This window comes from Roseovarius sp. MBR-154 (genome assembly GCF_053628595.1).
In genome coordinates, this window is the sequence record NZ_JBRJGR010000005.1 from 162,713 (window position 1) to 187,903 (window position 25,191).

Genomic DNA, 25,191 nt, shown 5'->3' on the forward strand with positions numbered 1-25,191 from the left:
GAACATCTCTTTATCTCCAACACGCCCCGCGCTATTGTCGCCCGCATGAGCACATTCGACGAATCCGACGCCTTTGAAGGCGCCAGCCTCGCCGCCCGCGCCATGGCCGCGCGGCCCGCACCCTATCTCGACGATCTGAACCCCGAGCAACGCCGCGCCGCCGAAACACTCGACGGCCCGGTGCTGATGCTCGCGGGGGCAGGCACCGGCAAGACCAAGGCGCTGACCACCCGCATCGTGCATCTGCTCAATACCGGCCGTGCGCATCCCAACGAAATCCTCGCCGTGACCTTTACCAACAAGGCCGCGCGTGAGATGAAGGAACGCGTCGGCCGCCTGATGGGCGAGCGGGTTGAAGGGATGCCGTGGCTCGGCACCTTCCATTCGATCTGCGTCAAGCTGCTGCGCCGTCACGCCGAGCTGGCTGATCTCAAATCGAATTTCACCATCCTCGACACTGATGACCAGCTGCGCCTGCTCAAGCAACTCGTGCAGGCCGCCAACATAGACGACAAACGCTGGCCCGCCCGGATGCTCGCCGGGATCATTGACAACTGGAAAAACCGCGCCTGGACGCCCGACAACCTGCCCGGCAGTGAGGCCAGCGCCTATGACGGCAAGGGCCCCGCGCTCTACCGCCAGTATCAGACCCGGCTGAGAGAACTGAACGCCGTCGATTTCGGCGATCTGCTCTTGCATGTGGTGACGATCTTTCAGCGTCACGACGATGTGCTTGCGCAGTATCAGCGCTGGTTCAAATACATCCTCGTGGACGAATATCAGGACACCAACGTCGCGCAATATCTCTGGCTGCGCCTGCTCGCGGGCGGGCATCGCAACATCTGCTGCGTGGGCGACGACGATCAGTCGATCTATGGCTGGCGTGGTGCCGAGGTGGGCAATATCCTGCGGTTTGAAAAGGATTTTCCCGGTGCGGCGGTGATCCGGCTGGAACAGAATTACCGCTCCACCCCGCATATCCTCGCCGCCGCCGGTGGCGTGATCGCGGGCAATCGCGACCGGCTGGGCAAGGAGCTATGGACCGAGGCCGAGGCGGGCGAAAAAGTCCGCCTGATCGGCCATTGGGACGGCGAGGAAGAGGCGCGATGGATCGGCGAAGAGGTCGAATCGATGCAGCGCGGCACACGCGGCATGCGCGCCTTCGGCCTCGATGACATGGCGATCCTCGTGCGCGCCTCGCACCAGATGCGCGCCTTTGAGGACCGGTTTCTCACCATCGGCCTGCCCTACCGCGTGATCGGCGGCCCGCGCTTTTACGAGCGGATGGAGATCCGCGACGCGATGGCCTATTTCCGTCTCGTCACCTCGCCTTCTGATGATCTGGCGTTCGAGCGGATCGTCAACACCCCCAAGCGCGGCCTCGGCGACAAGGCGCAGCAGAAAATTCAGGTTATCGCACGGCAGAACGGCGTGCCGTTGGTCGAGGGTGCGCGTCTTCTGCTCGACCAGAAGGGGCTGACCGGCAAGGGGGCGGCAGAACTGGAGAAACTGCTAAAAAGCCTCCGGCGCTGGCAAGCACTAATGCAAGGTTCCGCACGAGCCGTTGAAGTTGAAAACGACGACGTGATCGAAGACGGTATTTCGTTGGTAAGCTACAGGATTGAATACGAAAAGCCAGAAATCACCCATATGGAACTCGCCGAGATCATCCTCGATGAGAGCGGCTACACCGCCATGTGGCAGAACGACAAGACGCCCGAGGCCCCGGGCCGCCTCGAAAACCTCAAGGAACTTGTGAAGGCGCTGGAAGGCTTCGAGAACCTGCAAGGTTTTCTCGAACATGTCAGCCTGATCATGGATAACGAGACCGAAGAGGCGGGCGAAAAGATCACCCTGATGACGCTGCACGCCGCCAAGGGGCTGGAATTTCCCGTCATCTTCCTGCCAGGATGGGAGGACGGGCTCTTCCCCTCGCAACGCTCGATGGACGAGTCGGGCACGCGGGGGCTGGAGGAGGAACGCCGCCTCGCCTATGTCGGCATCACCCGCGCCGAGGAAGTCTGCACCATTTCCTTTGCGGGCAACCGCCGCGTTTATGGCCAGTGGCAATCGCAGATGCCGTCGCGCTTCATTGATGAATTGCCCGAGGCGCATGTCGAGGTGCTCACGCCGCCGGGCCTCTACGGCGGCAATTACGGCGCGGCGGCGAGCGGGATCGAGACCCGCGCCGCCGAGGCCAATGTCTATAACTCCCCCGGCTGGCGCCGCCTGCAATCCCGCGGTGCCTCGCGCCCCATGAGCCAGCCGACCGAGGCGCGTTCACCGGTGATCGACGCGCAGGCGCTGAGCGCGCACACCGTGGGCGAGCGTGTCTTTCACCAGAAATTCGGCTACGGGGCCATCCTGGGCATCGAGGGCGACAAGCTGGAAATCGAATTCGAGAAGGCCGGCATCAAGAAGGTCGTCGCCCGCTTCATCACCGGGGCCGATGACGTGCCGTTCTGAGTGGGCCTGACCGGCGGCATTCGAGTATTTACGGCAAGATGAAGCCGGATAACCCCTTCATCTTGCCTAAAATATCTCCGCCGGAGGCGTCCTGTCAGCCCAACTCGGCGAGCCGGTCGAGGGCGGCGCGCAGCTTGGCCTCTTCCTCCTCGCGCAGGACAAGGTTCTCGCGGGTCTCCGCCACAACCGCCTCGGGCGCGCTTTCGACGAATTTCGGGTTCTTAAGCCGCCCGCGCAGCCCGCCGAGTTCCTTTTCCAGCTTTGCCAACGTCTTCTCCAGACGCGCCTTTTCCTCTTTGATATCAATGATATCGGCGAGGGGCAGGCCAAAGCTGCCACCCTCTACGGTGACGGTCACGCAGCCCTTGGGGAAGGTGTCTGCATCGGTCAGGCTCTCGATCCGCGCCAGTCTCTGGATCATCATTGCGTTGCGCGCCCAGGCCGCGCGGCCTGCCTCGCTCAACTCGGTCACCAGAAGCGGCACATGCAGCCCGGCGGGCACATGCATCTGCGCCCGGGCCGAACGAATCTGCTCGATCAGCGCAATCACCCAGTTCATCTCGCGGTCGGCATCTTTGTCAATGAGTTCAAAGCCATAGTCTGGCCAGTCGGCGTGCACGAGCATCTTCTGCCGTTGCCCGAGCGTGCCCCACAACTCCTCGGTGACAAAGGGCATGATCGGGTGCAGCAGGATCAGGCACTGGTCGATCACCCAGGCCATGACCGCCTGCGTCTCGGCCTTGGTCGCGGCGTCACCGTCCATCAGCAGCGGCTTGGAAAATTCCACATACCAGTCGCAGACCGTGCCCCAGACAAAGGCATAGAGCGTGTTGGCGGCATCGTTGAAGCGGAAGTTTTCCAGCGCCTCGTCCACTGCGACCCGGGTCTTGGCGGTCTCGCCGATGATCCATTTGTTGACGGTCTGTTTCGCGTCGGTCACACGTCGGTATTGCGTCGGTGCCAGGGCCCCGGCGGTGGCCTCGTTCATCTCGGCAAAGCGGGCGGCATTCCACAGCTTGGTGGTGAAGTTGCGATAGCCCGCGATACGCTCTTTAGACAGTTTCAGATCGCGCCCCATGGCGGCCATCGCCGTGAGGGTAAAGCGCACTGCATCCGCGCCATACTCGTCGATCAGGTCGAGCGGGTCGAGCACGTTGCCAAGCGACTTGGACATCTTCTTGCCGGTCTCGTCGCGCACGAGGGCGTGGACATAGACATGGGAAAATGGCTTCTGCCCCACCACCGCATATTGCATCATCATCATCCGGGCGACCCAGAAAAAGATGATGTCGAACCCGGTGATGAGGACGGAGGTGGGGAAGTATTTGCGGAGTTCCTCGGTATCCTCGGGCCAGCCCAGCGTGCCGATGGGCCAGAGACCGGAGGAGAACCAAGTGTCGAGCACGTCGGGGTCGCGCCAGACCGGGTAGACAAGGTGGGTGGGGTCCTGCGATCCGGTGTAATCGGCCAGCGATGAGGCCAGCCGATGCAAGCCTTCCTCGCGATTCGCGACCTCGACCACCTGCATCGCCGCGAGGGGTACGGGCAGCGCCGCCAGTGTGTCGTGCCAGGCGTCGGACACCGTCGCGAAATCCGCGCCGCATTCCATCAGATGCCCGGTATGGCCCTCGTTCAGCCCGCGCAGCATCTCAACAAGGTCAAGCGCTCCATCGCCCTCATCATCGCGGAAATCAGGCGAGCTGAGATCGAACCCGTACCACACCGGGATCTGATGACCCCACCACAACTGCCGCGAGATGCACCACGGCTCGATATTTTCCAGCCAGTGGAAATAGACCTTGCGATCCGCTTCGGGCAGGATCGTCACCTCGCCCGAGCGGACGGCGTCGAGCGCGGGCTGCACGATCCGGGCGGTATCGACGAACCACTGATCGGTCAGCATCGGCTCGATCACCACCTTGGAGCGGTCGCCGAAGGGCTGCATGATGGGTTTCGCCTCGACATAAGGCACCAAACCCCCGTCATCCTCGGGCTCGACCCGAGGATCTTCTGCCTCATGAGATCCTCGGGTCGAGCCCGAGGATGACGGTGAGGGAACCATCACCGCCAGCCCCTCAGCCGTGATCTCCTCGACCACCTTCTCCCGCGCCGCAAACCGGTCCAGCCCGCGCAGGTGGTCGGGGATAAGGTTGAGCGTGTCGATTTCCTCGGGCGTGAAGGCTGCCCCTTCCGCAATCTCCTGCGCGCGGGCGGCACATTCGGCATAAGGGGCTCCGTCGTCGCGCATCTGCGCGCGCGTATCCATCAGGCGATACATCGGGATGCCGCCGCGCTGCGCCACGCCGTAATCGTTGAAATCATGCGCGCCGGTGATCTTGACGGCACCGCTGCCGAAATTCGGGTCGGGATAGTCGTCGGTGATGATCGGAATGAGGCGTCGATGCTCTTTCGGCCCCACCGGGATCTCGCACAGCTTGCCGACGATGGGGGCATAGCGCGTGTCCGACGGATGCACCGCCACCGCGCCGTCACCGAGCATCGTCTCGGGCCGGGTCGTGGCGATCGAGATGTAATCACGCTCTTCCTCGAAAAGCACGGTCCCATCCTCGTCACGCTCCACATAGGTATAGGTCTCGCCGCCCGCCAGCGGGTATTTGAAGTGCCACATATGACCCGGCACCTCGGTATTCTCGACCTCGAGATCGGAAATCGCGGTCTCGAAATGCGGGTCCCAGTTCACCAGCCGCTTGCCGCGATAGATCAGGCCCTTGTCGTACATGTCGACAAAGACCTTGATCACCGCGTCATGGAAATTGCCGTCCTCGCCCTCGGGCGCGGCCGGCGCGCCGGACATGGTGAACGCGTTGCGCGACCAGTCGCAGGAGGCGCCAAGACGCTTCAACTGGTTGATGATCGTGCCGCCCGATTGCGTCTTCCAGTCCCAGACCTTGGCCAGAAACTCCTCGCGGGTGAAATCGGTGCGCCGCTTGCCCTCTTCGCCAAGCTGACGTTCGACCACCATCTGCGTCGCGATGCCCGCATGATCCTGCCCCGGCTGCCAGAGCGTGTCATGCCCGCGCATCCGGTGCCAGCGAATGAGGATATCCTGCAAGGTGTTGTTGAACGCGTGCCCCATATGCAGGCTGCCCGTCACGTTGGGCGGCGGGATCATGATCGAGAAGGTCTCGGCCCCTGCCCGCGCGTTGGCCCCGGCGGCAAAGGCCCCGGCCTTGTCCCAGGCCTCGTAAAGCCGCGCTTCGGCTTGGCTCGCGTTGAATGTCTTGTCCATCGCCATGACGTGTCGGTCCTGCCAGTTATGGGTTTTGCGATGCTCTAACGAATGCGCGCCACAAGGGAAAGGCGGGCGGCGCATTTTCTTCGGTCTGCGGCGGCGTGACAGGGGCCGCGATATGGCCCATGGTCGGGCTGGCGCAGCTGGCAGGAGACGGGCAGATGGACGGTGTGACGGTATGGCGGATCGCCCCGGACGGGGTCGGCACGGCCGTGCAGCCCGAAGGCGCGGCCCCTGCGGCCTGGTCGGAGGAGGGCGCGCTGACATGGGTGCATGTGGATTGCGCCCGGCCCGGCGCCCGCGACTGGCTCGAGGCATCGGCGCTCGATCCGTTGGTGCTGCGCGCGCTTCTGGCCCCCGAGACGCGCCCGCGCTGCACCACGCATGGCGACGGCGTTCTGATCAACCTGCGCGGCGTCAATCTCAACCCCGGCGATGAGGTCGAGGACATGGTCTCGCTGCGCATGTGGGTCACGGCGGGGCTGGTCGTCACCGTGCAACTGCGTCGCCTGATGGCGGTGCGCGACGTGATGGACGGTGTGGCGCGCGGGCAGGGGCCGGACGGGGCGGCGGAACTGGTGGCGCGGCTTGCCCTGCGGCTGGCGGATCGGGCTGAGCCGGTGATCGCGGGCCTCAACGAAAAGCTCGATACGCTTGAGGATCAGGTGATCGAGGGGCTGAGCGCGCTCGACCGGCGCGGGCTGGCCGATATCCGGCGGGTGGCGATCCTGCTCCGGCGGCACATGGCACCGCAGCGCGATGCGCTCAGCACCTTCGAGATCGAGGACATGGTGTGGATTCGCGGCCACGACCGGTCGCGCCTGCGCGAGGCGACCGAGCGGATGACCCGGCTGGCCGAGGAGTTGGACGCGATCCGCGACCGCGCGCAGGTGGTGCATGACCAGATCATGGATGCGCGTGCCGAACTGATGAACCGGCAGATGCTGATCCTGTCGGTGGTGGCGGCGATCTTCCTGCCGCTCGGGCTTCTGACCGGGCTTCTGGGGATCAACGTGGGCGGCATGCCGGGGGCGGAGGATCCGCGCGCCTTCTGGGTGGTGACCGGTGGTCTGGTGCTGATCGGGGCCGCGCTCGTACTGTGGTTCCGCCATGCCGGATTGCTCGGTCGTCGCTGACGTCCCCCGGTTTCTTCTTGGCGAAAATACCCGAATCGCATCAGCGTCCTCAGGACCCCCGGTCGAGCTTTGTCGAGAGGTGAATCAGGCTTTCCGAGCCCTTCACCCCCTTGGCCTCGCCGATCCTGTCGAGCGTGTCGTCAAGCGCCTCTGTGGTCTCGGCCTCGATCGTCACGATCAGGTCGAACCGGCCCGAGGTGGTATGCACGCCGCGCACCTGCGGCAGGGACTTGAGCCGCGCCAGCACCGTCGGGCCGGTGCGCGGCTCGATGCTCAGGAGCGCCGTGGCGCGCAGGGCAGGGCGCGCGGCCTGCCCGAGGCGCAGCGCGTAACCCGCGATCACGCCTGAATTTTCCAGCCGGTCCAGCCTTGCCTGTACGGTTGTGCGCGCCAGCCCGAGACGGCGCGCGAGCGTGGCCACCGGCAGGCGGGCATTGTCCTGCAGGAGGGTGATCAGTTTTCGGTCGATTTCGTCGATCTGTGGTGTCATGTGGTCTTTTCGTCTGATTTCTTCCGAAGATTAGACGGAATAACGCGATGAATCGATGCAGATTCGGGCGACACTGGAAAAAACTCGAGCCGGCCAGAGGTAAACGACCATGGAAAACACCCCCCCGATCTCCGATCCGCGCGCGCATCTGCTACGCCACGCCCCCGATGCGCCGGTGCTTTATTTCAACCCCGAACGGCTTCAGGCCACGGCGCGGGTCTTTCTTGAGGGGTTCCCCGGTCTTGTGACCTATGCGGTCAAGGCCAATCCGGGCGAGGAGGTGCTGGCCAATCTTGTCCGCGCAGGGATCACCGCTTTCGACGTGGCAAGCCCCGCCGAGATGCGCGCGGTGCGCGCCGTCGCCCCCGACGCGGCGCTGCATTACAACAACCCGGTGCGCTCTACGTCAGAGGTGGCGGTCGCGGCCGAGATGGGCGTGCGCTCTTTCTCGGTCGATTGCCTTCATGAGCTCGACAAGCTGACCGGCCATGTCGCGGCGGATGCCGAGATCAGCGTGCGCCTCGCCCTGCCCGTGGTGGGTGCGGCCTATGATTTCGGCGAAAAATTCGGCGTCGGCCCCGACCGCGCGGCGGAATTGCTGCGTGCGGTGGTGGCGCGCGGTTTCACCCCTTCGATGACCTTTCACCCTGGCACGCAATGCGCCGACCCGAACGCCTGGGGCAGCTATATCGCCGCCGCCGCCGATGTGGCGCGGGCCGCGGGCGTGCGGCTCTATCGGCTCAATGTCGGCGGCGGTTTCGCCTCGCACCGCACCGGGCCCGCGCCGGACCTCGCGGCGATCTTTGCCCATATCGGCAGCCGGGTGGCGCAGCACTTCGGCGCGGACGCCCCGACGCTTGTCTGTGAACCGGGCCGCGCCATGGTGGCCGAGGCGTTCAGCATGGCGGTGCGCGTAAAGGCGCTGCGCGACAGCGGCGCGATCTTCGTCAATGACGGGGTCTATGGCGGCCTCACCGAGATCCGCGACATCGGCGCGCCCGACCGGATCGAGGTGATCGCACCCGATGGCACGGCCCGGCGCGGTGCCCCGCAGCCGCGCGTGGTCTTCGGGCCCACCTGCGACAGCATCGACCGGCTGCCCGCGCCCTTGCCCTTGCCCGGCAATCTGGCCGAGGGCGATTACCTGCTGATCCACGGCATGGGGGCCTATACACGCAGCCTCAGTACCGAGTTCAACGGCTACGGGTTGCGCGATGTGGTCACGGTGGCGCGGCTTTGACGCATCGCTCACGCGAATTTTCATGAAATGTCAGGATTTTCGCGGCAGACTGGCCCTATATTGACCATGTAGGGGCCGCCGCCTGCGGCCTGTCAACACAGGTGTCGCATGTCATGGCGTGACTGGACCAAGAGCGTATACGACTGGCTGCGCCCCGGATCGCGGGCCGAACACACGGCCTTTGCCCACCGGCGCGGACCGGTCACGCATGTCCTCATTCTCGACGGCACGATGTCGAGTCTGGCCGAAGGGTATGAGACCAATGCCGGGCTCACCTTCAAGCTGTTGCGCGAGGTGGCCGGGCAGAACCTGTCGCTTTATTACGAGGCGGGGATTCAATGGCGCGACTGGCGCGCGACCGGTGACATCATCCTCGGGCGCGGCATCAACCGGCAGATCCGCCGCGCCTATGGCTATCTTGCCAGCCGCTACCGCCCCGGCGACCGGATTTTCCTGTTGGGCTATTCGCGCGGCGCCTATGCAGTGCGGTCACTGGCCGGGGTGATCGACCGGGTGGGCCTTTTGCGCGCGGAAGAGGCGACCGAGCGCAACGTGCATCTGGCCTACCGGCATTACCGGTGCGCGCCGCAGTCCGAGGCCGCAGGGGCCTTTGCCCGCGCCCATTGCCACGCCACCTGCCATGTCGAGATGATCGGCGTCTGGGATACGGTCAAGGCGCTGGGCCTGCGCATTCCGATCCTGTCGCGCTTTCGCGTCGATCAGCATGGGTTTCACAGTCATCACCTCGGGCGCACCACGCGGCACGGTTTTCACGCGCTTGCGCTCGACGAGACGCGCAATGCCTATTGGCCGGTGCTGTGGGAGACGATGCCGGAGTTCGACGGCCACCTGGAGCAGGTCTGGTTCCGGGGTTGTCATTCGGATGTGGGCGGGCAGCTTTGCGGTGTGCAGGCGGCGCGTCCGCTGGCAAATATCCCGCTGGTGTGGATGCTGGAGCGGGCCGAGGGCTGCGCGCTGCCCCTGCCCGAGGGCTGGCGCGCCCGGTTTCCGCAGGACGTGACCGCGCCGTCGGTCGGTACCTGGATCGGCTGGGGAAAGATTTTGCTGATGCGCCGCCCGCGCGTCGTGGGCCGTGATCCGTCCGAGCGGTTGCACCCGAGCGCCAACGGGTTCCTGCGCCGGGGGTGGGGTGGGCCGCGTCTGGCCGGGGCGCTCAAGGAAGAGGGCGGCAGCGGCGCGCCGCGTGCCGCCGGGGCTAGCGAATGATCAGCCGGGTCTCGTAGCGAATCGCGGCGGCGATTCGTGACAGATGCTCGGGGCGCAGCGCGACACAGCCGGCGGTGGGATAGCCCTGCCTGCGCCAGCGGTGGATGAAGATGCACGACCCGCGCCCGCGCGCGGCGCGCGGCCAGTTCCAGTCGGTCACGATCACCAGATCATAGAGCGGATCGGCGCGGCGCAGCACCTCGTGCCCATGCGGGTAGGGCGCGCGCACCATGAGATTGTAATCCTCATGGCCCGGATCGTCCGACCACAGATCGCCCGGGCGGATGGGCCGCGCCCAATCGGCGGGGCGGGCCATGCGGTCGGGGCAGAAGAGCATGCCGACGATGCGATGCGTGCCGCGCGGCGTGGCCCCGTCGCCCTCGCGCTTGTCGCTAGAAAGACCGCCACGACCGATCGTGCAGGGATAGCGCCGCCCCTGAAAGCGCAGGCCGGTGGGGGTGAGGACCATGTCATCGGGTGTCATGCCGTTCCTTTCGTCGGCCGGGTGATTCGCAACAGGCTCGGCCTGCCGGGTATCTGCATCCGGCCGCTTCAGGGCGTGCGGATTTTCGTATTGACGCAATCTGCCCAATCCCGCATCGCCCGTGCACCCTAAGGTGGCACGCCTGTCCCCTCTGCCCCGAAGCTTTGCGCAAACTGCCTAAAAAATCCAATATTCGCCTAACCTTACGTCACCTTTTTTATATGCATTTGCTGCATAGCAGCATTGCTTGCCTGAGGTATTGTGCAGGCGCAGAAACGCGTTATTTTAAACTCAACAAAGGCAAAACGAAGTGTGATGCCTGCTGAAACGAACATATCCGCAAGGATGCGAACGATGCCACACACGATCCTGATGCCCCGCTCGGCGGTTCAGACCCTCGGCGAAGACCTGAGCGCGGCGGTTTATGCCGCAGTGCAGCGGATGGCGGCCTACCGCACATATCGCCGCACGATCCGCGAACTGCAAGAGCTGAGCGCGCGTGAACTGACGGATCTGGGCCTGCATCGCAGCGAAATCAAGCGCGTCGCACAGGACGCGGTCTACGGCCATCGGTCGTAACAACGGAATCGGGTGCATCTCTCCTCCTCCCTGATGCATCCGCTACGGTCACGGGTTTCTCTCCTCCTCCCTGAAACCCGGGGCCGGAATATCGGGGTCGCTCTGATCCCGAGAGTTTGCGAAAGGCCCCCCTCCTCCTCCCTGGGGCTGGACGTACAGGAAACGGCGGCACCTCTCCTCCTCTCTGGTGTCGCCGTTTTTTGTTGTCTGACGCAGTCTCAAGAGGGCTCAGTGCACCAGGCGCGCGCGGCCACGTCGGGCGGGTGACCGCAGACCCGAGAGACACGCCACTTCGAGATATTCCACGAAAGCCCGCGCGGCGGCGCTTTGCGCCTCTTGCGCGGCCGGGTCTGCCAAGGCCTCGCGGACCATTTGCGCCGTCACCGGGCCCGGTGCGGCAAAGACCCATTCGAGAAAGCCCATCCGCGCCGCGGCCTGCGCCTGCGTGCCTGCGGTCGGGCTGTCTTCGAGGGCATCGAGAATTTGTATCAGCGACATGATTCATTCTCCGCGGCCACACCCCGGGCCGGATGGGGCGGGGGTACGGGCCGGGTCATGGCGCCGGGCGCACACGCCCGCATCGCCCCCCGCGATTCGACGTCTGTCCTGGCTGGTTTCCGGACTTGGGGGGTGGGCTTGCGGCCCGTGCGTCCCGGCACCTTCCCAGACCGAACCCGGCCCAGTGGCATATCGCCGTGACGCCCTCCCTTACCGTTGCGGGGGCAGTGCCGGTCTCTCACCGGCTTCCCAATTCTCCGCCCCGCGGGGCGGCACCATGACAGGCTGAGCGTAGCAGCGCCGGTGCGTGTCGCAAGGGAAAAAACGAAACGGGCGGGTCAAATGCGGCGTGATCCCGGTCGGTCAGGTCACGTCTGGGCGCAGGATGATGCAGGTGGTGGAGCCGGTGGCGTAAAGCTTGCCATCCTCGACGCCGCGCAATTCGCCGGTGGCCACACCGGTGGAGCGGCCGCGATGCTGCACCGTGCCGATGGCACGCACCGCGCGGCCCACGGGCAGGGCACGGGTGATGTTGGTCTTGAATTCAAGGGTGGTGTAGATCTCGCCGCGCGCCAGTTCGGTCATCACCGCGCAGCCCATGCAGCTGTCGAGGATGGCCCCGTACCAGCCGCCATGCACGCCGCCCATCGGGTTGAGCGCGGCAAAACTCGGCGTGCCCTCGAACACCACGCAGCCCGGCTCGGCCACCACCGGGTGAAAGCCCAGGGTCGCACCGATCGGCGGGCCGGGCAGGGTGCCCGCGATCATGTCGCGCATGAAGTCGAGCCCGGAGCGCGACAGGAGCGCTGTCATGTCGGGCAAGTCGTCGAGTGTTGTGGCGTGATCCGGCATGGTTTCCCCCGTGGCGCGTTGCGCGGCCACGCTAGGCCGCGCCGCGCCGGGGGGCAAGCCGTCAGGCCACGTCGCGCAGCGTGACGCGGGGTGTGACGCCAAGGGCGTGGCACACGTCGCGGGTCAGTTCGGGGCGGTTGAGCGTGTAGAAATGCAGGTCTTCCACCCCGCCCTCGATCAGGTCGCTGCACAGTTCCGTGGCGAGCGCCGTGGCGAGCAGATCATGGCGGTCGTCGCGGATCGCCTTGTCGAAGCAATCGTCGAGCCATGCGGGGATTTGCGTGCCGCAGGAGGTGGCGAATTTGCGCGCGCCGGTCCAGTTCTCGATCGGCAGGATGCCGGGGATGATCGGCGCGTCGATGCCCGCCGCGACGCAGGCATCGCGGAACCGAAAGAACGTGTCGGCCTCGAAGAAGAACTGCGTGATCGCCTCTGTGGCGCCCGCGTCGATCTTGCGCTTGAGCCAGTCGATATCGGCGCGGCTGTCGGCGGCCTCGGGGTGTTTCTCGGGGTAGGCGCCGACGCGGATGGTGAACTTGCCGGTGTCGGCGAGGGCCGAGATCAGCTCGCAGCTGTCTCCGAAGCCTTGCGGGTGCGGGGTGAAGCCGTTCGAGCCCTTGGGCGGATCGCCGCGCAGGGCGACGAGTTCCGTGACGCCAGCGGCGGCAAACTGATCGGCAATCTCGAGCGTTTCCTCGCGGCTGGCATCGACGCAGGTCAGGTGGGCGGCGACATTGAGACCGGTGGCCTTGTGCAACGTGCCTACAGCCTCGCGCGTCAACTCACGGGTGGTGCCGCCCGCGCCATAGGTGACCGAGACGAAGCGCGGATCGAGCGGCGAAAGGGTGTGAACGGTGTCCCAGAGGCGGAACGACGCCTCGAGCGTCTTGGGCGGGAAGAATTCGAAGGAAATGCGCGGTGGTGTCATCGGGGTCATCCTGTGAGGAAGCTGCAACTGTCCCCCTCTTGTTGCAGGCGCAGCATTGTGAGACAACTTCATTAAATTCATGGTTTGAATGAGGCGCGCTAATATATGCATATCGAGTTCCGGCATCTCAGGACAATCCGTGCCATTCATCAGGCGGGCGGATTGGCGCGGGCGGCGGACCTGCTGCACATCACGCAATCGGCGCTGAGCCACCAGATCAAGGGTCTGGAGGATCAGGCCGGGGTGGAGCTTTTCGTGAGGCGGTCCAAGCCCTTGCGCCTGTCGGCGGCGGGGCAGCGCCTGTTGCGGCTGGCCGAGAAGATCCTGCCCGAGATCGAGGCGCTGGAGCAGGAGTTCGAGGGGTTGCGCGAGGGCAGCGCGGGGCGGATGCATATCGCCATCGAGTGTCACGCCTGCTTTGAATGGCTGTTCCCGGTGCTGGAGCGGTTTCGCAAGACATGGGGCGAGGTGGATGTGGATATCCGGCCTGGCCTCGCCTTTGACGCGCTGCCTGCGTTGCAAAAGGAAGAGGTCGATCTGGTGGTGTCGTCCGATCCCGAGGATTTGCCGGGGATCAGCTTCAAGCCGCTTTTCGATTACGAGCCGGTCTTCGTGGCCTCAAGCCAGCATCCATTGGCGCAAAAACCCTATGTCGAGGCCGCGGATTTTCGCGACGAGGTGCTGATCACCTACCCGGTGGACCGCTCGCGGCTGGATGTGTTCACCGAATTGCTGACCCCGGCCAAGGTCGAGCCCAAGAGCATCCGGCAGGTGGAGTTGACGGCGGTGATCCTGCTGCTGGTCGCCTCCAATCGCGGGGTCGCCGTGCTGCCCGACTGGGTGGTGCGCGAGGTCAAGACGAGCACGGATTACGTGACGCGGCCGCTGACCGCAGAGGGCAAGACCAAGCGGCTATACGCGGCGATCCGCGACGAGGATGCGGACAAGCCCTATATGGCGCATCTGATTCGTCTGGCGCGGGAAATTCCGGTGCGGTTGCAGCGGGGGTAGCGGTCACTGCGACCGGTGGTGATCGCGGCGTTCGCGGTACTCATTGATTCGGGTTTCGAGCCGGTCGGCATAGGCCGCGCGGTCGGCGTCGCTCATTGCGGCGAGATGCCCGAGCAGCACCTCCTGTCCCATCGCGAACCGCGCGGCGAAGCCCTCGCGCTGTTGACGCATGCGCGCCGCCACGCGGTCCGGATCGAAGGGCACGGCGCGCAGATCGGCGACCAGCGCGTCGAAACTCGCCCCTATGTCCGTCCGGTCGGACCGCGTCTCGCGCCAGACCTGCCGCATGCGCTGCGCGATCTCGCGGCGGTCCGCGTCGCTGAGCGCACGGGTCAGCGGCCCGCCCGCCATGTCGAGCCGCGAGGGGTGATGCCCGTGATGGCCGCCATGGCGCAGCGCCCATCCGGCGACCACCCCCACGACCGCGAGATTGGCGGCGAGCGAGACCACCAGAAGGAGGCGCATCCAGCGGCCCGTACCGGGCTTGCCCTGTAGTTGCCTGTCGTCCATCAAAACTCTCCCCCGGCCAGATCGAATGCCATCTCCGGCGTGATATCCACGAGATAACCCGCCTCAGCCTGACCGATCAGACCCTCGGGCAGGGCCGTGCCGATCCAGAGACCGGTCAGCGCCGCCGTGGCCAGCCCGGCCATCGCGGGCCAGCCGCCAAGCAGGCGATAGAGACGTGCGGCGAGGCCCGCGTGCGGGGCCGGGGCAGGGGCCGGGCGGGCCGTGGCCGCTTGCAGCGCCTCGGCCTCGGCCAGAACCCGGGCCAGCAGATCCGGCGACGGCGCGGGGGGGTGGCGGCGCGCGGCTTCGAAAAAGACGTCGAGGCCCTGGCCCGCGCGATCCTTGTCAGTCATCGACATATCCCAACTCCTCTTGCCGTCCGGCGAGGGCCGCGCTCAGCGCGCGTTTGCCCCGCGATGTGAGGCTTTCCACCGCCTCGACCGATATTTCCATGATCCGTGCGATCTCGGGGTTTGCCAGCCCCTCGATATGGCGCAGCACCACCGCCTGACGCTGCCGCTCGGGCAGATCGTTCAGGGCGGTCTGCAACGCCTCGGCGCGGGCCCGTTCCTGCAATTCCTCGGCGGCGCTGGCGCGGCTATCCGCAGGCTCGGGGATGGCGTCGAGCGCGACTGACCCGCCGCGCGCGCGGCGTTGCCGGTCGATGCAGAGATTGGCCACGACACGGTAAAGCCAGGTGGTCACCTTGGCCTCGCCCTGCCGCCAGTCATGCGCCTGTTTCCACAGCCGCAGCATTGCTTCCTGTGCCACGTCCTCGGCCTCGGCCCGGTTGCCCAGAAGGCGCCAGGCATGCGCCATGACTCGCGGGGTGAGCCGCAGCGTGAGCATGCGGGCCGCCGCCCCGTCGCCATTGGCGAAGAGCACGAGCAGCGCCTCGTCGGGCACGTCCGCGAGATCATCGAGCGGCATCACCATTCACCGAAGCGTATGTCCATCGGCCCGGCCCGACAAGCGCGGAGCCCATGTGCCCCGCGCCGCCGACATCAATTGTTGTAATAGTGATAGTGGTAGTGGATTTCCTTGACCTGCCCGTGATGGCCATGCGCGTCAGACTTGCCGTCGCCCTTGCCGTGATGCATGCCCTTGTCGGCGTCCTGACCCTTCATGCCGTGCTGCCCCTGCATCATGCCGTGCATCTTCCTGTCGCCGCGACGCTCTTGCATGGCCGAGAATTCCTCCTCCGACACGCTGCCATCGCCATCCGTGTCGAGACGTTCAAGCATCTTTCCCTGCCGGTTCGCGCGCATCTCGTCCATGCTCAGCGCACCGTCGCCATCGGCATCGTTCTGCTCGATCATGTGATCGGCATAGCGGCCCATGCGTTCGACCCGACGCTCCATCATCCGCGCGAGCAATTCGTCCCGCGTGAGCGCGCCGTCGCCGTCTTTGTCGGCCCCCTCGAACCGCGCCTGCATGTGGCCTGTCATTTCCTCGGGCGTGATCTTGCCATCGCCATCTGCATCGAGATCCTCGAAGCTGTGCTGCATCTGCATGCCGCCGTGTTTCATGCCGCCCTTGTGGCTGCTTGCCTCGACGGCGCTCAGCCCGCCCAGTGACATCGTGGTGGCCAGACCAGCGATCAGAACCATATTTTTCATGATGACATATCCTATCTCGTGTGAGGTGTCAGAACTCCTGAAACGCACCGGCATCCGGTCCGTTTCTGCAAGGTGATACGGGGTCCGAGCGGTCTTCCGTCGCAGGGGCGCGATTTTTTTGCATCGCTCGGCGCGAGATTTGCGACATCGCGCCGCAAGGACAGGCTGTCACCTTCCATCCCGCCCGCACTTTCTCCATGTTTGCGCCAACGCTATGAAAGGCCGCCCGATGCGCGATACCACCGCCGAACAGACCGACCGCCAACTCTGGCCCGCGCTGCGCCGGGGCTTTTCCCGCAAATGCCCGAATTGCGGCAGCGGCCCGATCCTCAAGAGCTATCTCAAGCTGCGCGACACCTGCCCGGTGTGCCGCGAGGATCTGAGCCATGCGCGCGCCGATGACGGCCCTGCCTATCTGACGATCCTGATCGTCGGGCATCTGATGGCCCCGCTGCTGCATGTCGCCTTTGTGCAGTTCCGGCCCGAGCCGCTGGTGCTGTTCACGATATTCGCTATTGGCACGATCACGCTCTCGCTTTACCTTCTGCCACGTCTGAAAGGGGCCATCGTGGCCTTTCAATGGGCGCGGCTGATGCATGGATTCAGTGACGGTCGCTAGGCCCTGCACGCGAAAGGGCGACCATGAGTGACATCGACAAGAGTGCCGTGCGCGACGCGGCGACCGTGATCGTCCTGCGCGATGAAGAGCGTCCGCATGTCCTGATGGGGCAGCGCGGTGCGCAGGCGGCCTTCATGCCCAACAAGTTCGTCTTTCCCGGCGGGGCTGTGGATGCGGGCGATGCCGATATCCCGCTGGTGCGCCCCCTGCCCGCGCTCTGCGCCGAGCGTCTGTGCGAGGATTGCGATCGCGATCTCGCCCACGCCCTCGCCGCCGCGGCGGTGCGCGAGTTGTGGGAGGAAACCGGGCTTGCCCTCGGACAGCCCGGGGACTGGCCGGGCGCGGTGCCCGATGACTGGCAGGGTTTTGCCGGGCGTGGCCTCGTGCCGCGTGCCGACCCGCTGCAATTCGTGTTTCGCGCGATCACCCCGCCGGGTCGCCCGCGCCGGTTTGACGCGCGATTCTTCCTGGTCCATGCCGAGGCTCTGGCCGGCGATCCCGATGATTTCTCCGCCGCCTGCGAGGAGTTGAGCCATCTGCAATGGGTGCCGCTTGCGGATGCGCGGCGTTTTGATCTGCCCTTCATCACCGAGGTGGTGCTGGCCGAGGTCACCGCACGGGCGCATGACCGCACCCCGCCCGCTTCGGTGCCGTTCTTCCGCAATGACGATGAAGAGAGCCTGTTCCTGAGGTTGAACGGGATGGGGGCTAGCTGAGAGCGGTGGTGAATTTGGCCTGGAGGTGACCTTGGCCGTTTTCAAATGCTTGACACGTTGCAAAAGCGCCCGCCCGGGGGGCGGTCGGGCGCTGCGCGGCGGCGCGTGCCGCGCCTTGATTCCGCGCGTTGGTGCTAGAGGCGAAGGTCCACTTCAGGCCAACCATGCACCCCCACCTCACGATCCATCCAACACCCCGGTTGACACCCGCACGCACCGCTGTATAAGCGCGGCTTCATTGGTGTTGGTGGCCCCCGCAAGGGGATGCCTGTCGGGAGCAATCCAGAGGACAACGCCCTTCGACACATAAAGAAGGAGATCAGCCGTGACCAAACGCACGTCTGCCAAGTACAAGATCGACCGCCGCATGGGCGAAAACATCTGGGGTCGTCCGAAATCCCCGGTGAACCGCCGCGAATACGGCCCCGGCCAGCATGGCCAGCGCCGCAAGGCCAAGATTTCCGATTTCGGCCTGCAGCTGCGCGCCAAGCAGAAGCTCAAGGGCTATTACGGCGACCTGACCGAAAAGCAGTTCCGCCGCATCTTCGCCGAGGCCGAGCGGGTCCGCGGTGACACCGGCGAGCTTCTGATCGGCCTGCTCGAGCGTCGCCTCGACGCCGTGGTCTACCGTGCCAAGTTTGTCCCCACCGTATTTGCCGCGCGCCAGTTCGTGAATCACGGCCATGTCACGGTGAACGGCAAGCGCGTCAACATCCCCTCCTACCGCGTGAAAGAGGGCGACGTGATCGAGGTCCGCGACAAGTCCAAGCAGATGGCGGCGGTGCTCGAGGCCGTGCAACTTGCCGAGCGTGATGTGCCCGATTACATCGACGCCGATCATTCCAAGATGAAGGCCACCTTCGTGCGCCAGCCGGGCCTGTCGGATGTGCCCTATCCGGTGATGATGGAACCCAACCTCGTGATCGAATTCTACGCCCAGAACTAAGCGTTCTGACCAGATGCGAAGAGGCCGCGACGGGTAACCGCCGCGGCCTTTTTGTTTTGATGCTGGTCAAGGCGGGATGTCAAAGCTAGAACCACCTGCGAGACACGAGGGACGACATGACCAAGATCACGCCACAGCCGGGCATCATGGATATCGCGCTCTACCAGGGTGGCATTGGCCACTTGGCGGGCGTGGCCAATGTGGTCAAGCTCAGCTCCAACGAGAACCCCTTTGGCCCCTCCGAGGCCGCCAAGGAGGCGTTTCGCAAGGCCGCCTATGAGTTGCACCGCTATCCCTCGACCGATCACGGGCCGTTGCGCGCGGCCATCGGCGAGATCCACGGGCTCGATCCCGCGCGCATCGTCTGCGGAGTGGGCAGCGACGAGATCATTGCCTTTCTGTGTCAGGGCTATGCCGGGCCGGGCGATGAGGTGATCCATACCGAGCATGGCTTTGCCATGTACCGGATCAGTACTCTGGCCAACGGGGCCACGCCCGTCGAGGTGCCCGAGCGCGAGCGCGTGACCGATGTCGATGCGATCCTCGCGGCCTGCACCGAGGCCACACGGCTGGTCTTTGTCGCCAATCCCAACAACCCTACCGGCACGATGATTGGCGGGGCCGAGTTGCGCCGCCTCGCCGAGGGCCTGCCCGAGCGTGCGCTCTTGGTGATCGACGGGGCCTATGCGGAATATGTCGGCGGGTATGATGGCGGGGCGGCCCTGGTCGAGAGCCGCGACAACGTGGTGATGACCCGGACATTCTCCAAGCTTTACGGCCTGGGCGGGTTGCGCGTCGGCTGGGGCTATGGCCCGGCCCATGTCGTTGATGTTCTCAACCGCCTGCGCGGGCCGTTCAACCTGAGCCATGCCGCGCTGGTCACCGCCGAGGCCGCGATCCGCGACACCGCCTGGGCCGAAAAATGCCGCGAGGACAACACCCGCCTGCGCGCCTGGCTGGCCGAGGCGCTGGCCGAACACGGCGTGCCGTCGGACACCTCGACCGCGAATTTCATTCTCGCCCGCTTTGGCAGCCGCGACGAGGCCGAGGCCTGTGACGCCTATCTGCAATCGCAGGGCCTGATCGTGCGCCGTGTGGCGGGCTACAACCTGCCCAACTGCCTGCGCATCACCGTGGGCGATGAGGCTGCCTGCCGCCGGGTGGCGCATGCCGTGGGGCAGTTCAAGGGCGGCGCACGATGAGTGTGATCTATGACCGCGTGGCCCTGATCGGGCTGGGGCTCATTGCCTCGTCGATGTGGCATGCGATCAAGCGCGCCGGTGTGGCGCGCGAGGTGACGGGATATGCCCGCAGCCCCGAGACCCGCGCCATCGCGCGCGAGATCGGCCTGTGCGACAGGGTCTGCGACAGCGCCGCCGAGGCCGCGGAGGGGGCCGATCTGGTGGTGCTCTGCGTGCCGGTGGGGGCGATGGGCGACGTCGCGGCCGAAATCGGCCCGGTGCTGAAACCCGGTGCCACGGTCAGCGATGTGGGATCGGTCAAGAAGGCGGTGATCGAGGCGGTCGCGCCGCATCTGCCCGAGGGCGTGCATTTCGTGCCCGCTCATCCCTTGGCCGGGACCGAACATTCCGGGCCGCGCTCTGGCTTTGCCGAGCTTTTTGACAACCGCTGGTGCCTGATCGTGCCGCAGCCGGGCAGTGATCGCGCGGCGGTCGAGCGGCTGGAGGCGTTCTGGCAGGCGCTTGGCAGCCATACAGACGAGATGGATGCCGAGCATCACGATCTGGTGCTGGCCGTGACAAGCCATGCGCCGCATCTGATCGCCTACACGATGGTCGGCGTGGCCGACGATCTGCGCCGCGTCACCGACAGCGAAGTGATCAAGTATTCCGCCGCAGGCTTTCGCGATTTCACCCGCATCGCGGCGTCGGACCCGACCATGTGGCGCGACGTGTTCCTCAACAACAAGGAGGCGACCTTGGAAATTCTGGGCCGCTTTACCGAAGAGCTTTTCGCGCTGCAGCGCGCCATCCGCACCGGCGACGGCGATCATCTGCACGCCTATTTCACCCGCACGCGCGCGATCCGGCGCGGCATCATCGAGGCCGGGCAGGATACCGATGCGCCCGATTTCGGTCGGGTGAAGAAGGCATGAGGCGCGCCGCGATCCTTGCCGCATTGGGCCTCAGCCTGTTGGCGACCGGCTGCGGGCGCGGCGATGACGCGGTGACGCGCGGTGGCGGGCTCTGTGGCGATCCGGGGCTGGTGGGCACGGTCTCAGGCTATCTGCCCGACCCGGTCGAGGGCTGCGGGGTGGAGCGTGCGGTGCGGCTCGAATCGGTGCATCGCGTGCGCCTCAGCCAGCCCGCGACGCTGACCTGCCCGACGGCGCGCACACTCGGGCAATGGGTGGACCGCAGCGCCAAGCCAGAGGTGGGGCGCATGGGGGGCGGCCTGAGTGGGTTGCGCGTGGCCGCGCATTACACCTGCCGGACCCGGAACAGCCAGGCCGGGGCGCTGATTTCCGAGCATGGCAAGGGCAAGGCGATCGACATCGCCGCGCTGCAACTGCGCGACGGATCCGAGATTTCGGTGCTCGAGGATTGGGGGCGCGGGGCAAAGGGCCGTGTTCTGCGCCGCGTGCATGGTCAGGCCTGTGGACCGTTCGGCACGGTACTTGGTCCCGAATCGGATCGCCACCACCGCGATCACTTCCATTTCGACACGGCCGAACATCGCGGCGGGCCCTATTGCCGCTGAGCCGAGCGGCGGCGGCGGGATGTCGCGGGGCCATCACGATTATGACCGGACGCTTGTAATTCTTTGTTAAGGCATTACGCTCATAATCAAACAAACGGAGGTTCGCCATGCCCAAGCTCATCCGCCTCTACGTCACCCATGTCGCCATCGGCTTTGCCATCGCGGCGGCGTTCGTGGGAATGCTGCTGTGGTTCAATATCGCCAATCTCTGGCATCTGGTGACGCATTCCGATCAGGGGCTTCTGGCTGTGGTGATCCTGTGGTTCGCCAACGGCATCGTCTTTGCGGGGGTGCAATTCGCCATCGCGGTGATGCGGCTCAAGGATGACGATGACGACGGGCCGCGTGGTGGCCATCGGCAGCACGTGATGCACCGCGACTACGCGACCATCCCGGCGCGCGCAGATGAGGGGGACGCCCGCGCCTTCTGGCAGAACAAGCGGTAGACCGCGCGCCCGAACAGTCATCCAGCAAAGGCCCCTGCGGGGGCCTTCTTCATGTGTCACATTCGGGGCGTGAGTTCCATATCGCGAACGAGAGGCGGGGAAGGTGTGACGGGCCCGCACGCAACCGTTTGGTTCTCTCATTCCCGAGGACCTGTGTGTACAGGTGGGCGCCGGGTAACCGGACCAGGGCCCGGACAGAGCCAGCTCCCTCGGAATTGCTTAAGGCCACCGGAATGCAACCGTTCACGAGAAGGGCAGCACCCGTCACCCCCCTCAAGTAATGCTTTGTCAGGGGCGCGACAAGGGGTTGCGTAGGTTCGTGTTTTGTTCAAAATATTTGCATGGACCCGCTGAGCCCCCGCCCCCTGCTGCCCGGCCAGATTCTGGCGCGGGGAGTCTGTCGTCACCTGCTAAGCTATGACTTTGTTCCGGTCGAGGAATTTTCGCCAGAGCGGGGCAAGCGGGTGGATGTCATGGCACTCGGCCCAAAGGGCGAGATCTGGGTGATCGAGTGCAAGTCGAGCCGTGCCGATTTTCAGACGGATGCGAAATGGCAGGGCTATCTCGACTGGTGCGACCGGTATTTCTGGGCGGTGGACGCCGAATTCCCGACCGACCTTTTGCCGCTTGAGACCGGCCTCATCATCGCCGATGGCTACGGCGCCGAGATCCTCCGCATGGGCGATGAGGACAAACTGCCCGCCGCGCGCCGCGCCGCGCTTGTCCGCAAATTCGCCCGTGATGCCGCGCGCCGTCTGCACGGGTTGCGCGACCCGTTGTCATGATTTGCGCGCGGCGGCGGCCCGGGCGGCGGCCTGTATTTCCTGGGCGATCTCCTCGGCCTCTTCGGGGGTGAAATCCATGGGAATTTCAAGGCCCTGCGCCTCGACATAGAGGCGCACCATGCCCTGATCGGTCGGCCCGATCTGGAGATTGGCGGTGATGTCGCTTTCCGAGTTGATGCCCATTCCGGCCTCCTTGCGTTGCGCGATCTGCTACGCGTTTCCCTCTTGATTGGCAAGCCTCGTGGCGCTTTGCTGTGCGTCATGAAGGATGCCGTCATTCGCCCGTTCCGCCCCGAGGACACCGCCTGGCTGGTGGAGCGTCACGGCACGCTCTATGCCCGCGACGGCTGGCGGCTGGTCACGTCGCGGCCGGTGCGGTCCTATGGCTGCGATCTGGTCGAACAAAGCTGGGAAATCGCCTTTCATTAGGCTTGCATTCGGCAGGCGGTAAAGTTAAATCGCCACCCAGTGCCGCCTTAGCTCAGTTGGTTAGAGCGCTGGATTGTGGATCCAGAGGTCCCCTGTTCAAGCCAGGGAGGCGGTACCATCCCCTTCACATCATCATCGCCTGCACCAGTCATGCAGCCCACATCACATACTGAATATCCGCGTGGGACGGTGGGAACGCGAAAAGGGCCGCGTGTGCGGCCCTCTGCGTGTCCCGTTTTTCCTGAGGAAAATGGAGCGGGCGAAGAGATTCGAACTCTCGACCCTTACCTTGGCAAGGTAATGCTCTACCCCTGAGCTACGCCCGCATCCTTGGGTGAGGCGTGAGATATAAAGGATGGCCCGCGGCTGCAAGAGGAAAATGGAGGGAGAGCGGGAAATTTTTTGCCACGCCTTGCATGGGGGCTGGTGACGCAAACGTGTTTCCGGATTACAGCCCCGGCGGCTAGGCTGCGGCCCTGTCGGGGCAGGGGTCAATCCTGCCCCTCGAACCGGAGGAGACCCATAATGCCAGCCTATCTGATTGCTCAGGTCAAGATCACCGATGACGCCTGGGTGCCCGATTATGCGGCGCGGACCCATGACATCGCGGCCAAGCATGGCGGGCGGTATCTGTCGCGTAGCGCCAATATCGAGACGCTCGAGGGCGAGGCACCGGATACCACCCTGATCGCGCTGATCGAGTTTCCGTCGGCGGAGGCCGCGCGCGCCTTTGCCGGTGATCCCGACTATGCGCCGCTCGCGCAGGCGCGGCAGGCGGGCAGCGAGGGGCATTTCTGGGTGATCGACGACACCGACGTGGCCGGGTCGATCCCCTATCTGCCCAAGGGGTGATCCCGGGTTCGAAAGGCGTGGCCTCAGCCGGGGAGCAATCCGCGATAGAGATCCACGATCGGGTCGGGGCCAAGGGTGACGTCATCGAAGCTGAGCATCGTCCCGCGTGCCACATCGCGGGTCATGGCCACGCCATGCGCAAGCCCGATGGGCAGGGCGTGGCCTGCGCGGGCGATGGGCTGCGCCTTGCCCCAGACGGTATAACCGCCCTCGCCGTCGAGCACTTCTCCGGCCTTGAGGTCGCGCTTGGCCACGGCGGCCACGGTGCCGCGCATCTCGCGCGATTGGCCGGTGGGCTCGCCGCGCAGGGCGGCGCTCAGGACCGAGACTGACAGTTCCAGCCCGATCAGGTGAAAGGGCTTGTACATCGCCGCAAAGCGCCCGGTCGAATCGGTGGGCAACCCGTATTGTTTGAAGCAGGCGGCGGCGTAGTCGTTGGGCGCCTCGAGCACCACATAGACGCCCCATCGCAGATCGCGAAACACCGGGCGGCCGTCGCGTTCGAGCGAGGAAACGGTTTCGGCCATGCCGCGCCGGTCAAGCTGGCCGCCCACCTCGCGCGGGCGCAGCACATGCGCGAGGTCATCGACGCCGCAGGGCGGGAAGGCGAGGCCCGCCTCGGGCACGTCGAGGCCGCAGGCATTGGCGATGGCGACCATTTCGATGGCGCTCTTGGTGCCGTCGAGGAAGGAGTTGAACATCTGCGGGTTCATGCCCGCCGCCGCGGCCTCCTGCGCCGTCAGCCCGTAATGCGACCAGACGTCATCGGGGGTGACTTCGTGATAGGCGGGCAGGTATTTGGTGCCCTTGCCGGCCGCGGTGACGTGAAAGCCGGTGGCGCGCGCCCAGTCGACCATTTCCGACACGAGCGCCGGTTGATCACCATAGGCCATGGAGTAGACCACGCCCGCCGTGCGCGCCTCGGAGGCCAGCGCGGGCCCGGCGAGCACGTCGGCCTCGACATTGACCATGACCACGTGCTTTCCGGCCGCGATGGCGGCGCGGGCATGGGTGATGCCCGCACGCGGATTGCCGGTCGCCTCGATCACCACATCGACATCGTCGCGCGCGGCGAGCGCCGCGCCGTCCTCGAGATAGGCGGTTGCGGCGATGCGGTCCTCGTCCCAGCCCACGGCGGCGCAGGCGCTGCGGGCACGGTCGGGCGAGAGGTCGGCAATGGCGCTCACCTCCAGCCCGGCGATGGTCGGCACCTGGGCGAGGAACATCGAGCCGAATTTGCCCGCGCCGATCAGGCCTGCGCGCACCGGTGTGCCGCGCGTCTCTGCCTCTGCTGCCAGTCTTGCAAGATTCATCGTCGTCTCCTCCCGTTTCCGGGGGGATCACATCGCCTCACAGGGCAAAGTGCAAGCGGGATTTCAGGCGG

28 protein-coding genes, 2 tRNA genes and 1 riboswitch are annotated in these 25,191 nt (G+C 65.5%); of the genes, 17 read left to right on the forward strand and 13 right to left on the reverse strand.

Annotated features, from left to right (window positions below; all coding sequences use genetic code 11):
- Positions 1-45: 45 nt before the first annotated feature.
- Positions 46-2,466 carry an ATP-dependent helicase gene (locus ACSSV4_RS08925; protein ID WP_454274796.1) on the forward strand — a complete coding sequence of 807 codons (2,421 nt, stop codon included), beginning with the start codon at positions 46-48 and terminating at the stop codon, positions 2,464-2,466.
- A 94-nt stretch (positions 2,467-2,560) separates the two neighbouring features.
- Here the strand turns inward: ACSSV4_RS08925 and ACSSV4_RS08930 are convergent, their stop codons facing one another.
- Complete coding sequence (locus ACSSV4_RS08930) at positions 2,561-5,722, reverse strand: valine--tRNA ligase (RefSeq protein WP_454274797.1); 3,162 nt, start codon at positions 5,720-5,722, stop codon at positions 2,561-2,563.
- A 158-nt stretch (positions 5,723-5,880) separates the two neighbouring features.
- On the opposite strand from ACSSV4_RS08930, the gene ACSSV4_RS08935 reads away from it, so the two are divergent.
- Positions 5,881-6,855: a zinc transporter ZntB gene (locus ACSSV4_RS08935; protein ID WP_454274798.1), complete on the forward strand. Its 975-nt coding sequence runs from the start codon at positions 5,881-5,883 to the stop codon at positions 6,853-6,855.
- A 49-nt stretch (positions 6,856-6,904) separates the two neighbouring features.
- Here ACSSV4_RS08935 and ACSSV4_RS08940 read toward each other — a convergent pair whose 3' ends face one another.
- Positions 6,905-7,345: an Lrp/AsnC family transcriptional regulator gene (locus ACSSV4_RS08940; RefSeq protein ID WP_454274799.1), complete on the reverse strand. Its 441-nt coding sequence runs from the start codon at positions 7,343-7,345 to the stop codon at positions 6,905-6,907.
- A gap of 109 nt (positions 7,346-7,454) precedes the next feature.
- Here ACSSV4_RS08940 and ACSSV4_RS08945 point away from each other — a divergent pair, with 109 nt between their 5' ends.
- Positions 7,455-8,585, forward strand: coding sequence for a type III PLP-dependent enzyme (locus ACSSV4_RS08945; protein ID WP_454274800.1), 1,131 nt, complete (start codon positions 7,455-7,457; stop codon positions 8,583-8,585).
- Between the two features lie 108 nt (positions 8,586-8,693).
- Positions 8,694-9,812, forward strand: a complete 1,119-nt coding sequence (locus ACSSV4_RS08950; RefSeq protein ID WP_454274801.1) for a DUF2235 domain-containing protein — start codon at positions 8,694-8,696, stop codon at positions 9,810-9,812.
- Here ACSSV4_RS08950 and ACSSV4_RS08955 read toward each other — a convergent pair.
- Complete coding sequence (locus ACSSV4_RS08955) at positions 9,802-10,296, reverse strand: L,D-transpeptidase family protein (RefSeq protein ID WP_454274802.1); 495 nt, start codon at positions 10,294-10,296, stop codon at positions 9,802-9,804. The two genes, ACSSV4_RS08950 and ACSSV4_RS08955, sit on opposite strands and share 11 nt — an antisense overlap.
- A gap of 354 nt (positions 10,297-10,650) precedes the next feature.
- On the opposite strand from ACSSV4_RS08955, the gene ACSSV4_RS08960 reads away from it, so the two are divergent.
- Positions 10,651-10,875 carry a DUF1127 domain-containing protein gene (locus tag ACSSV4_RS08960; protein ID WP_454274803.1) on the forward strand — a complete coding sequence of 75 codons (225 nt, stop codon included), beginning with the start codon at positions 10,651-10,653 and terminating at the stop codon, positions 10,873-10,875.
- A 228-nt stretch (positions 10,876-11,103) separates the two neighbouring features.
- On the opposite strand, the gene ACSSV4_RS08965 is transcribed toward ACSSV4_RS08960, so the two are convergent.
- The 3 genes from ACSSV4_RS08965 to metF form a co-directional block, all read right to left on the reverse strand.
- Positions 11,104-11,373, reverse strand: coding sequence for a hypothetical protein (locus ACSSV4_RS08965; RefSeq protein ID WP_454274804.1), 270 nt, complete (start codon positions 11,371-11,373; stop codon positions 11,104-11,106).
- 93 nt (positions 11,374-11,466) lie between these two features.
- Positions 11,467-11,668: riboswitch (cobalamin riboswitch) on the reverse strand.
- A 68-nt stretch (positions 11,669-11,736) separates the two neighbouring features.
- On the reverse strand, positions 11,737-12,225 hold the full coding sequence (locus tag ACSSV4_RS08970; RefSeq protein ID WP_454274905.1) for a PaaI family thioesterase: 489 nt from the start codon (positions 12,223-12,225) through the stop codon (positions 11,737-11,739).
- A 61-nt stretch (positions 12,226-12,286) separates the two neighbouring features.
- Positions 12,287-13,153, reverse strand: a complete 867-nt coding sequence (metF, locus tag ACSSV4_RS08975; protein WP_454274805.1) for a methylenetetrahydrofolate reductase [NAD(P)H] — start codon at positions 13,151-13,153, stop codon at positions 12,287-12,289.
- A 105-nt stretch (positions 13,154-13,258) separates the two neighbouring features.
- Here metF and ACSSV4_RS08980 point away from each other — a divergent pair, with 105 nt between their 5' ends.
- A complete protein-coding gene (locus ACSSV4_RS08980; protein WP_454274806.1) occupies positions 13,259-14,164 on the forward strand; it encodes a LysR family transcriptional regulator in 906 nt (301 codons plus the stop codon).
- Between the two features lie 3 nt (positions 14,165-14,167).
- Here the strand turns inward: ACSSV4_RS08980 and ACSSV4_RS08985 are convergent, their stop codons facing one another.
- From ACSSV4_RS08985 to ACSSV4_RS09000, 4 genes are all read right to left on the reverse strand, one after another.
- A complete protein-coding gene (locus ACSSV4_RS08985) occupies positions 14,168-14,674 on the reverse strand; it encodes a periplasmic heavy metal sensor (protein ID WP_454274807.1) in 507 nt (168 codons plus the stop codon).
- Complete coding sequence (locus ACSSV4_RS08990) at positions 14,674-15,033, reverse strand: hypothetical protein (protein ID WP_454274808.1); 360 nt, start codon at positions 15,031-15,033, stop codon at positions 14,674-14,676. Before ACSSV4_RS08990 ends, ACSSV4_RS08985 begins: the two co-directional genes overlap by 1 nt.
- Complete coding sequence (locus ACSSV4_RS08995; RefSeq protein WP_454274809.1) at positions 15,020-15,610, reverse strand: RNA polymerase sigma factor; 591 nt, start codon at positions 15,608-15,610, stop codon at positions 15,020-15,022. Before ACSSV4_RS08995 ends, ACSSV4_RS08990 begins: the two co-directional genes overlap by 14 nt.
- A gap of 68 nt (positions 15,611-15,678) precedes the next feature.
- Positions 15,679-16,293 (reverse strand): EF-hand domain-containing protein, encoded by a 615-nt coding sequence (locus ACSSV4_RS09000; protein WP_454274810.1) that lies wholly within the window; start codon positions 16,291-16,293, stop codon positions 15,679-15,681.
- 229 nt (positions 16,294-16,522) lie between these two features.
- On the opposite strand from ACSSV4_RS09000, the gene ACSSV4_RS09005 reads away from it, so the two are divergent.
- From ACSSV4_RS09005 to ACSSV4_RS09040, 8 genes are all read left to right on the forward strand, one after another.
- Positions 16,523-16,912 carry a DUF983 domain-containing protein gene (locus tag ACSSV4_RS09005; protein WP_454274811.1) on the forward strand — a complete coding sequence of 130 codons (390 nt, stop codon included), beginning with the start codon at positions 16,523-16,525 and terminating at the stop codon, positions 16,910-16,912.
- 23 nt (positions 16,913-16,935) lie between these two features.
- Positions 16,936-17,628, forward strand: coding sequence for an NUDIX hydrolase (locus ACSSV4_RS09010; RefSeq protein ID WP_454274812.1), 693 nt, complete (start codon positions 16,936-16,938; stop codon positions 17,626-17,628).
- A gap of 325 nt (positions 17,629-17,953) precedes the next feature.
- Positions 17,954-18,574: a 30S ribosomal protein S4 gene (gene rpsD / locus ACSSV4_RS09015; RefSeq protein ID WP_454274813.1), complete on the forward strand. Its 621-nt coding sequence runs from the start codon at positions 17,954-17,956 to the stop codon at positions 18,572-18,574.
- 116 nt (positions 18,575-18,690) lie between these two features.
- Positions 18,691-19,776 carry a histidinol-phosphate transaminase gene (gene hisC, locus ACSSV4_RS09020; protein ID WP_454274814.1) on the forward strand — a complete coding sequence of 362 codons (1,086 nt, stop codon included), beginning with the start codon at positions 18,691-18,693 and terminating at the stop codon, positions 19,774-19,776.
- Positions 19,773-20,690, forward strand: coding sequence for a prephenate/arogenate dehydrogenase family protein (locus ACSSV4_RS09025; RefSeq protein WP_454274815.1), 918 nt, complete (start codon positions 19,773-19,775; stop codon positions 20,688-20,690). Before hisC ends, ACSSV4_RS09025 begins: the two co-directional genes overlap by 4 nt.
- On the forward strand, positions 20,687-21,295 hold the full coding sequence (locus ACSSV4_RS09030; protein ID WP_454274816.1) for an extensin-like domain-containing protein: 609 nt from the start codon (positions 20,687-20,689) through the stop codon (positions 21,293-21,295). The genes ACSSV4_RS09025 and ACSSV4_RS09030 overlap by 4 nt, the downstream gene beginning before the upstream one ends.
- A gap of 107 nt (positions 21,296-21,402) precedes the next feature.
- Positions 21,403-21,741: a hypothetical protein gene (locus ACSSV4_RS09035; protein ID WP_454274817.1), complete on the forward strand. Its 339-nt coding sequence runs from the start codon at positions 21,403-21,405 to the stop codon at positions 21,739-21,741.
- Positions 21,742-22,082: 341 nt separating this feature from the next.
- Positions 22,083-22,526, forward strand: a complete 444-nt coding sequence (locus ACSSV4_RS09040; RefSeq protein ID WP_454274818.1) for an MmcB family DNA repair protein — start codon at positions 22,083-22,085, stop codon at positions 22,524-22,526.
- Here the strand turns inward: ACSSV4_RS09040 and ACSSV4_RS09045 are convergent.
- Positions 22,521-22,709 carry a DUF6324 family protein gene (locus ACSSV4_RS09045; protein WP_454274819.1) on the reverse strand — a complete coding sequence of 63 codons (189 nt, stop codon included), beginning with the start codon at positions 22,707-22,709 and terminating at the stop codon, positions 22,521-22,523. The genes ACSSV4_RS09040 and ACSSV4_RS09045 overlap by 6 nt on opposite strands.
- 78 nt (positions 22,710-22,787) lie before the next feature.
- Here ACSSV4_RS09045 and ACSSV4_RS09050 point away from each other — a divergent pair, with 78 nt between their 5' ends.
- Together ACSSV4_RS09050 and ACSSV4_RS09055 are read left to right on the forward strand one after the other, a co-directional pair.
- Entirely contained in the window at positions 22,788-22,955 is a 168-nt protein-coding gene (locus ACSSV4_RS09050) for a hypothetical protein (protein WP_454274820.1), read from the forward strand.
- Between the two features lie 41 nt (positions 22,956-22,996).
- Positions 22,997-23,073 (forward strand) — tRNA-His (locus ACSSV4_RS09055).
- Between the two features lie 133 nt (positions 23,074-23,206).
- On the opposite strand, the gene ACSSV4_RS09060 is transcribed toward ACSSV4_RS09055, so the two are convergent.
- A tRNA-Gly gene (locus tag ACSSV4_RS09060) sits at positions 23,207-23,281 on the reverse strand.
- A 199-nt stretch (positions 23,282-23,480) separates the two neighbouring features.
- On the opposite strand from ACSSV4_RS09060, the gene ACSSV4_RS09065 reads away from it, so the two are divergent.
- Positions 23,481-23,807, forward strand: a complete 327-nt coding sequence (locus ACSSV4_RS09065; protein ID WP_454274821.1) for a DUF1330 domain-containing protein — start codon at positions 23,481-23,483, stop codon at positions 23,805-23,807.
- A gap of 23 nt (positions 23,808-23,830) precedes the next feature.
- On the opposite strand, the gene ACSSV4_RS09070 is transcribed toward ACSSV4_RS09065, so the two are convergent.
- Positions 23,831-25,120, reverse strand: coding sequence for an NAD(P)H-dependent oxidoreductase (locus ACSSV4_RS09070; protein ID WP_454274822.1), 1,290 nt, complete (start codon positions 25,118-25,120; stop codon positions 23,831-23,833).
- Positions 25,121-25,191 lie beyond the last annotated feature (71 nt).

Excerpts from the sequence above, each read along its gene's own strand:
- ACSSV4_RS08925 (WP_454274796.1), top strand. The coding sequence starts at position 46 with ATGAGCACATTCGACGAATCCGACGCCTTTGAAGGCGCCAGCCTCGCC.
- ACSSV4_RS08930 (WP_454274797.1), bottom strand. The coding sequence starts at position 5,722 with ATGGCGATGGACAAGACATTCAACGCGAGCCAAGCCGAAGCGCGGCTT.
- ACSSV4_RS08935 (WP_454274798.1), top strand. The coding sequence starts at position 5,881 with ATGGACGGTGTGACGGTATGGCGGATCGCCCCGGACGGGGTCGGCACG.
- ACSSV4_RS08940 (WP_454274799.1), bottom strand. The coding sequence starts at position 7,345 with ATGACACCACAGATCGACGAAATCGACCGAAAACTGATCACCCTCCTG.
- ACSSV4_RS08945 (WP_454274800.1), top strand. The coding sequence starts at position 7,455 with ATGGAAAACACCCCCCCGATCTCCGATCCGCGCGCGCATCTGCTACGC.
- ACSSV4_RS08950 (WP_454274801.1), top strand. The coding sequence starts at position 8,694 with ATGTCATGGCGTGACTGGACCAAGAGCGTATACGACTGGCTGCGCCCC.
- ACSSV4_RS08955 (WP_454274802.1), bottom strand. The coding sequence starts at position 10,296 with ATGACACCCGATGACATGGTCCTCACCCCCACCGGCCTGCGCTTTCAG.
- ACSSV4_RS08960 (WP_454274803.1), top strand. The coding sequence starts at position 10,651 with ATGCCACACACGATCCTGATGCCCCGCTCGGCGGTTCAGACCCTCGGC.
- ACSSV4_RS08965 (WP_454274804.1), bottom strand. The coding sequence starts at position 11,373 with ATGTCGCTGATACAAATTCTCGATGCCCTCGAAGACAGCCCGACCGCA.
- ACSSV4_RS08970 (WP_454274905.1), bottom strand. The coding sequence starts at position 12,225 with ATGCCGGATCACGCCACAACACTCGACGACTTGCCCGACATGACAGCG.
- metF (WP_454274805.1), bottom strand. The coding sequence starts at position 13,153 with ATGACACCACCGCGCATTTCCTTCGAATTCTTCCCGCCCAAGACGCTC.
- ACSSV4_RS08980 (WP_454274806.1), top strand. The coding sequence starts at position 13,259 with ATGCATATCGAGTTCCGGCATCTCAGGACAATCCGTGCCATTCATCAG.
- ACSSV4_RS08985 (WP_454274807.1), bottom strand. The coding sequence starts at position 14,674 with ATGGACGACAGGCAACTACAGGGCAAGCCCGGTACGGGCCGCTGGATG.
- ACSSV4_RS08990 (WP_454274808.1), bottom strand. The coding sequence starts at position 15,033 with ATGTCGATGACTGACAAGGATCGCGCGGGCCAGGGCCTCGACGTCTTT.
- ACSSV4_RS08995 (WP_454274809.1), bottom strand. The coding sequence starts at position 15,610 with ATGGTGATGCCGCTCGATGATCTCGCGGACGTGCCCGACGAGGCGCTG.
- ACSSV4_RS09000 (WP_454274810.1), bottom strand. The coding sequence starts at position 16,293 with ATGAAAAATATGGTTCTGATCGCTGGTCTGGCCACCACGATGTCACTG.
- ACSSV4_RS09005 (WP_454274811.1), top strand. The coding sequence starts at position 16,523 with ATGCGCGATACCACCGCCGAACAGACCGACCGCCAACTCTGGCCCGCG.
- ACSSV4_RS09010 (WP_454274812.1), top strand. The coding sequence starts at position 16,936 with ATGAGTGACATCGACAAGAGTGCCGTGCGCGACGCGGCGACCGTGATC.
- hisC (WP_454274814.1), top strand. The coding sequence starts at position 18,691 with ATGACCAAGATCACGCCACAGCCGGGCATCATGGATATCGCGCTCTAC.
- ACSSV4_RS09025 (WP_454274815.1), top strand. The coding sequence starts at position 19,773 with ATGAGTGTGATCTATGACCGCGTGGCCCTGATCGGGCTGGGGCTCATT.
- ACSSV4_RS09030 (WP_454274816.1), top strand. The coding sequence starts at position 20,687 with ATGAGGCGCGCCGCGATCCTTGCCGCATTGGGCCTCAGCCTGTTGGCG.
- ACSSV4_RS09035 (WP_454274817.1), top strand. The coding sequence starts at position 21,403 with ATGCCCAAGCTCATCCGCCTCTACGTCACCCATGTCGCCATCGGCTTT.
- ACSSV4_RS09040 (WP_454274818.1), top strand. The coding sequence starts at position 22,083 with ATGGACCCGCTGAGCCCCCGCCCCCTGCTGCCCGGCCAGATTCTGGCG.
- ACSSV4_RS09045 (WP_454274819.1), bottom strand. The coding sequence starts at position 22,709 with ATGGGCATCAACTCGGAAAGCGACATCACCGCCAATCTCCAGATCGGG.
- ACSSV4_RS09050 (WP_454274820.1), top strand. The coding sequence starts at position 22,788 with ATGAAGGATGCCGTCATTCGCCCGTTCCGCCCCGAGGACACCGCCTGG.
- ACSSV4_RS09065 (WP_454274821.1), top strand. The coding sequence starts at position 23,481 with ATGCCAGCCTATCTGATTGCTCAGGTCAAGATCACCGATGACGCCTGG.
- ACSSV4_RS09070 (WP_454274822.1), bottom strand. The coding sequence starts at position 25,120 with ATGAATCTTGCAAGACTGGCAGCAGAGGCAGAGACGCGCGGCACACCG.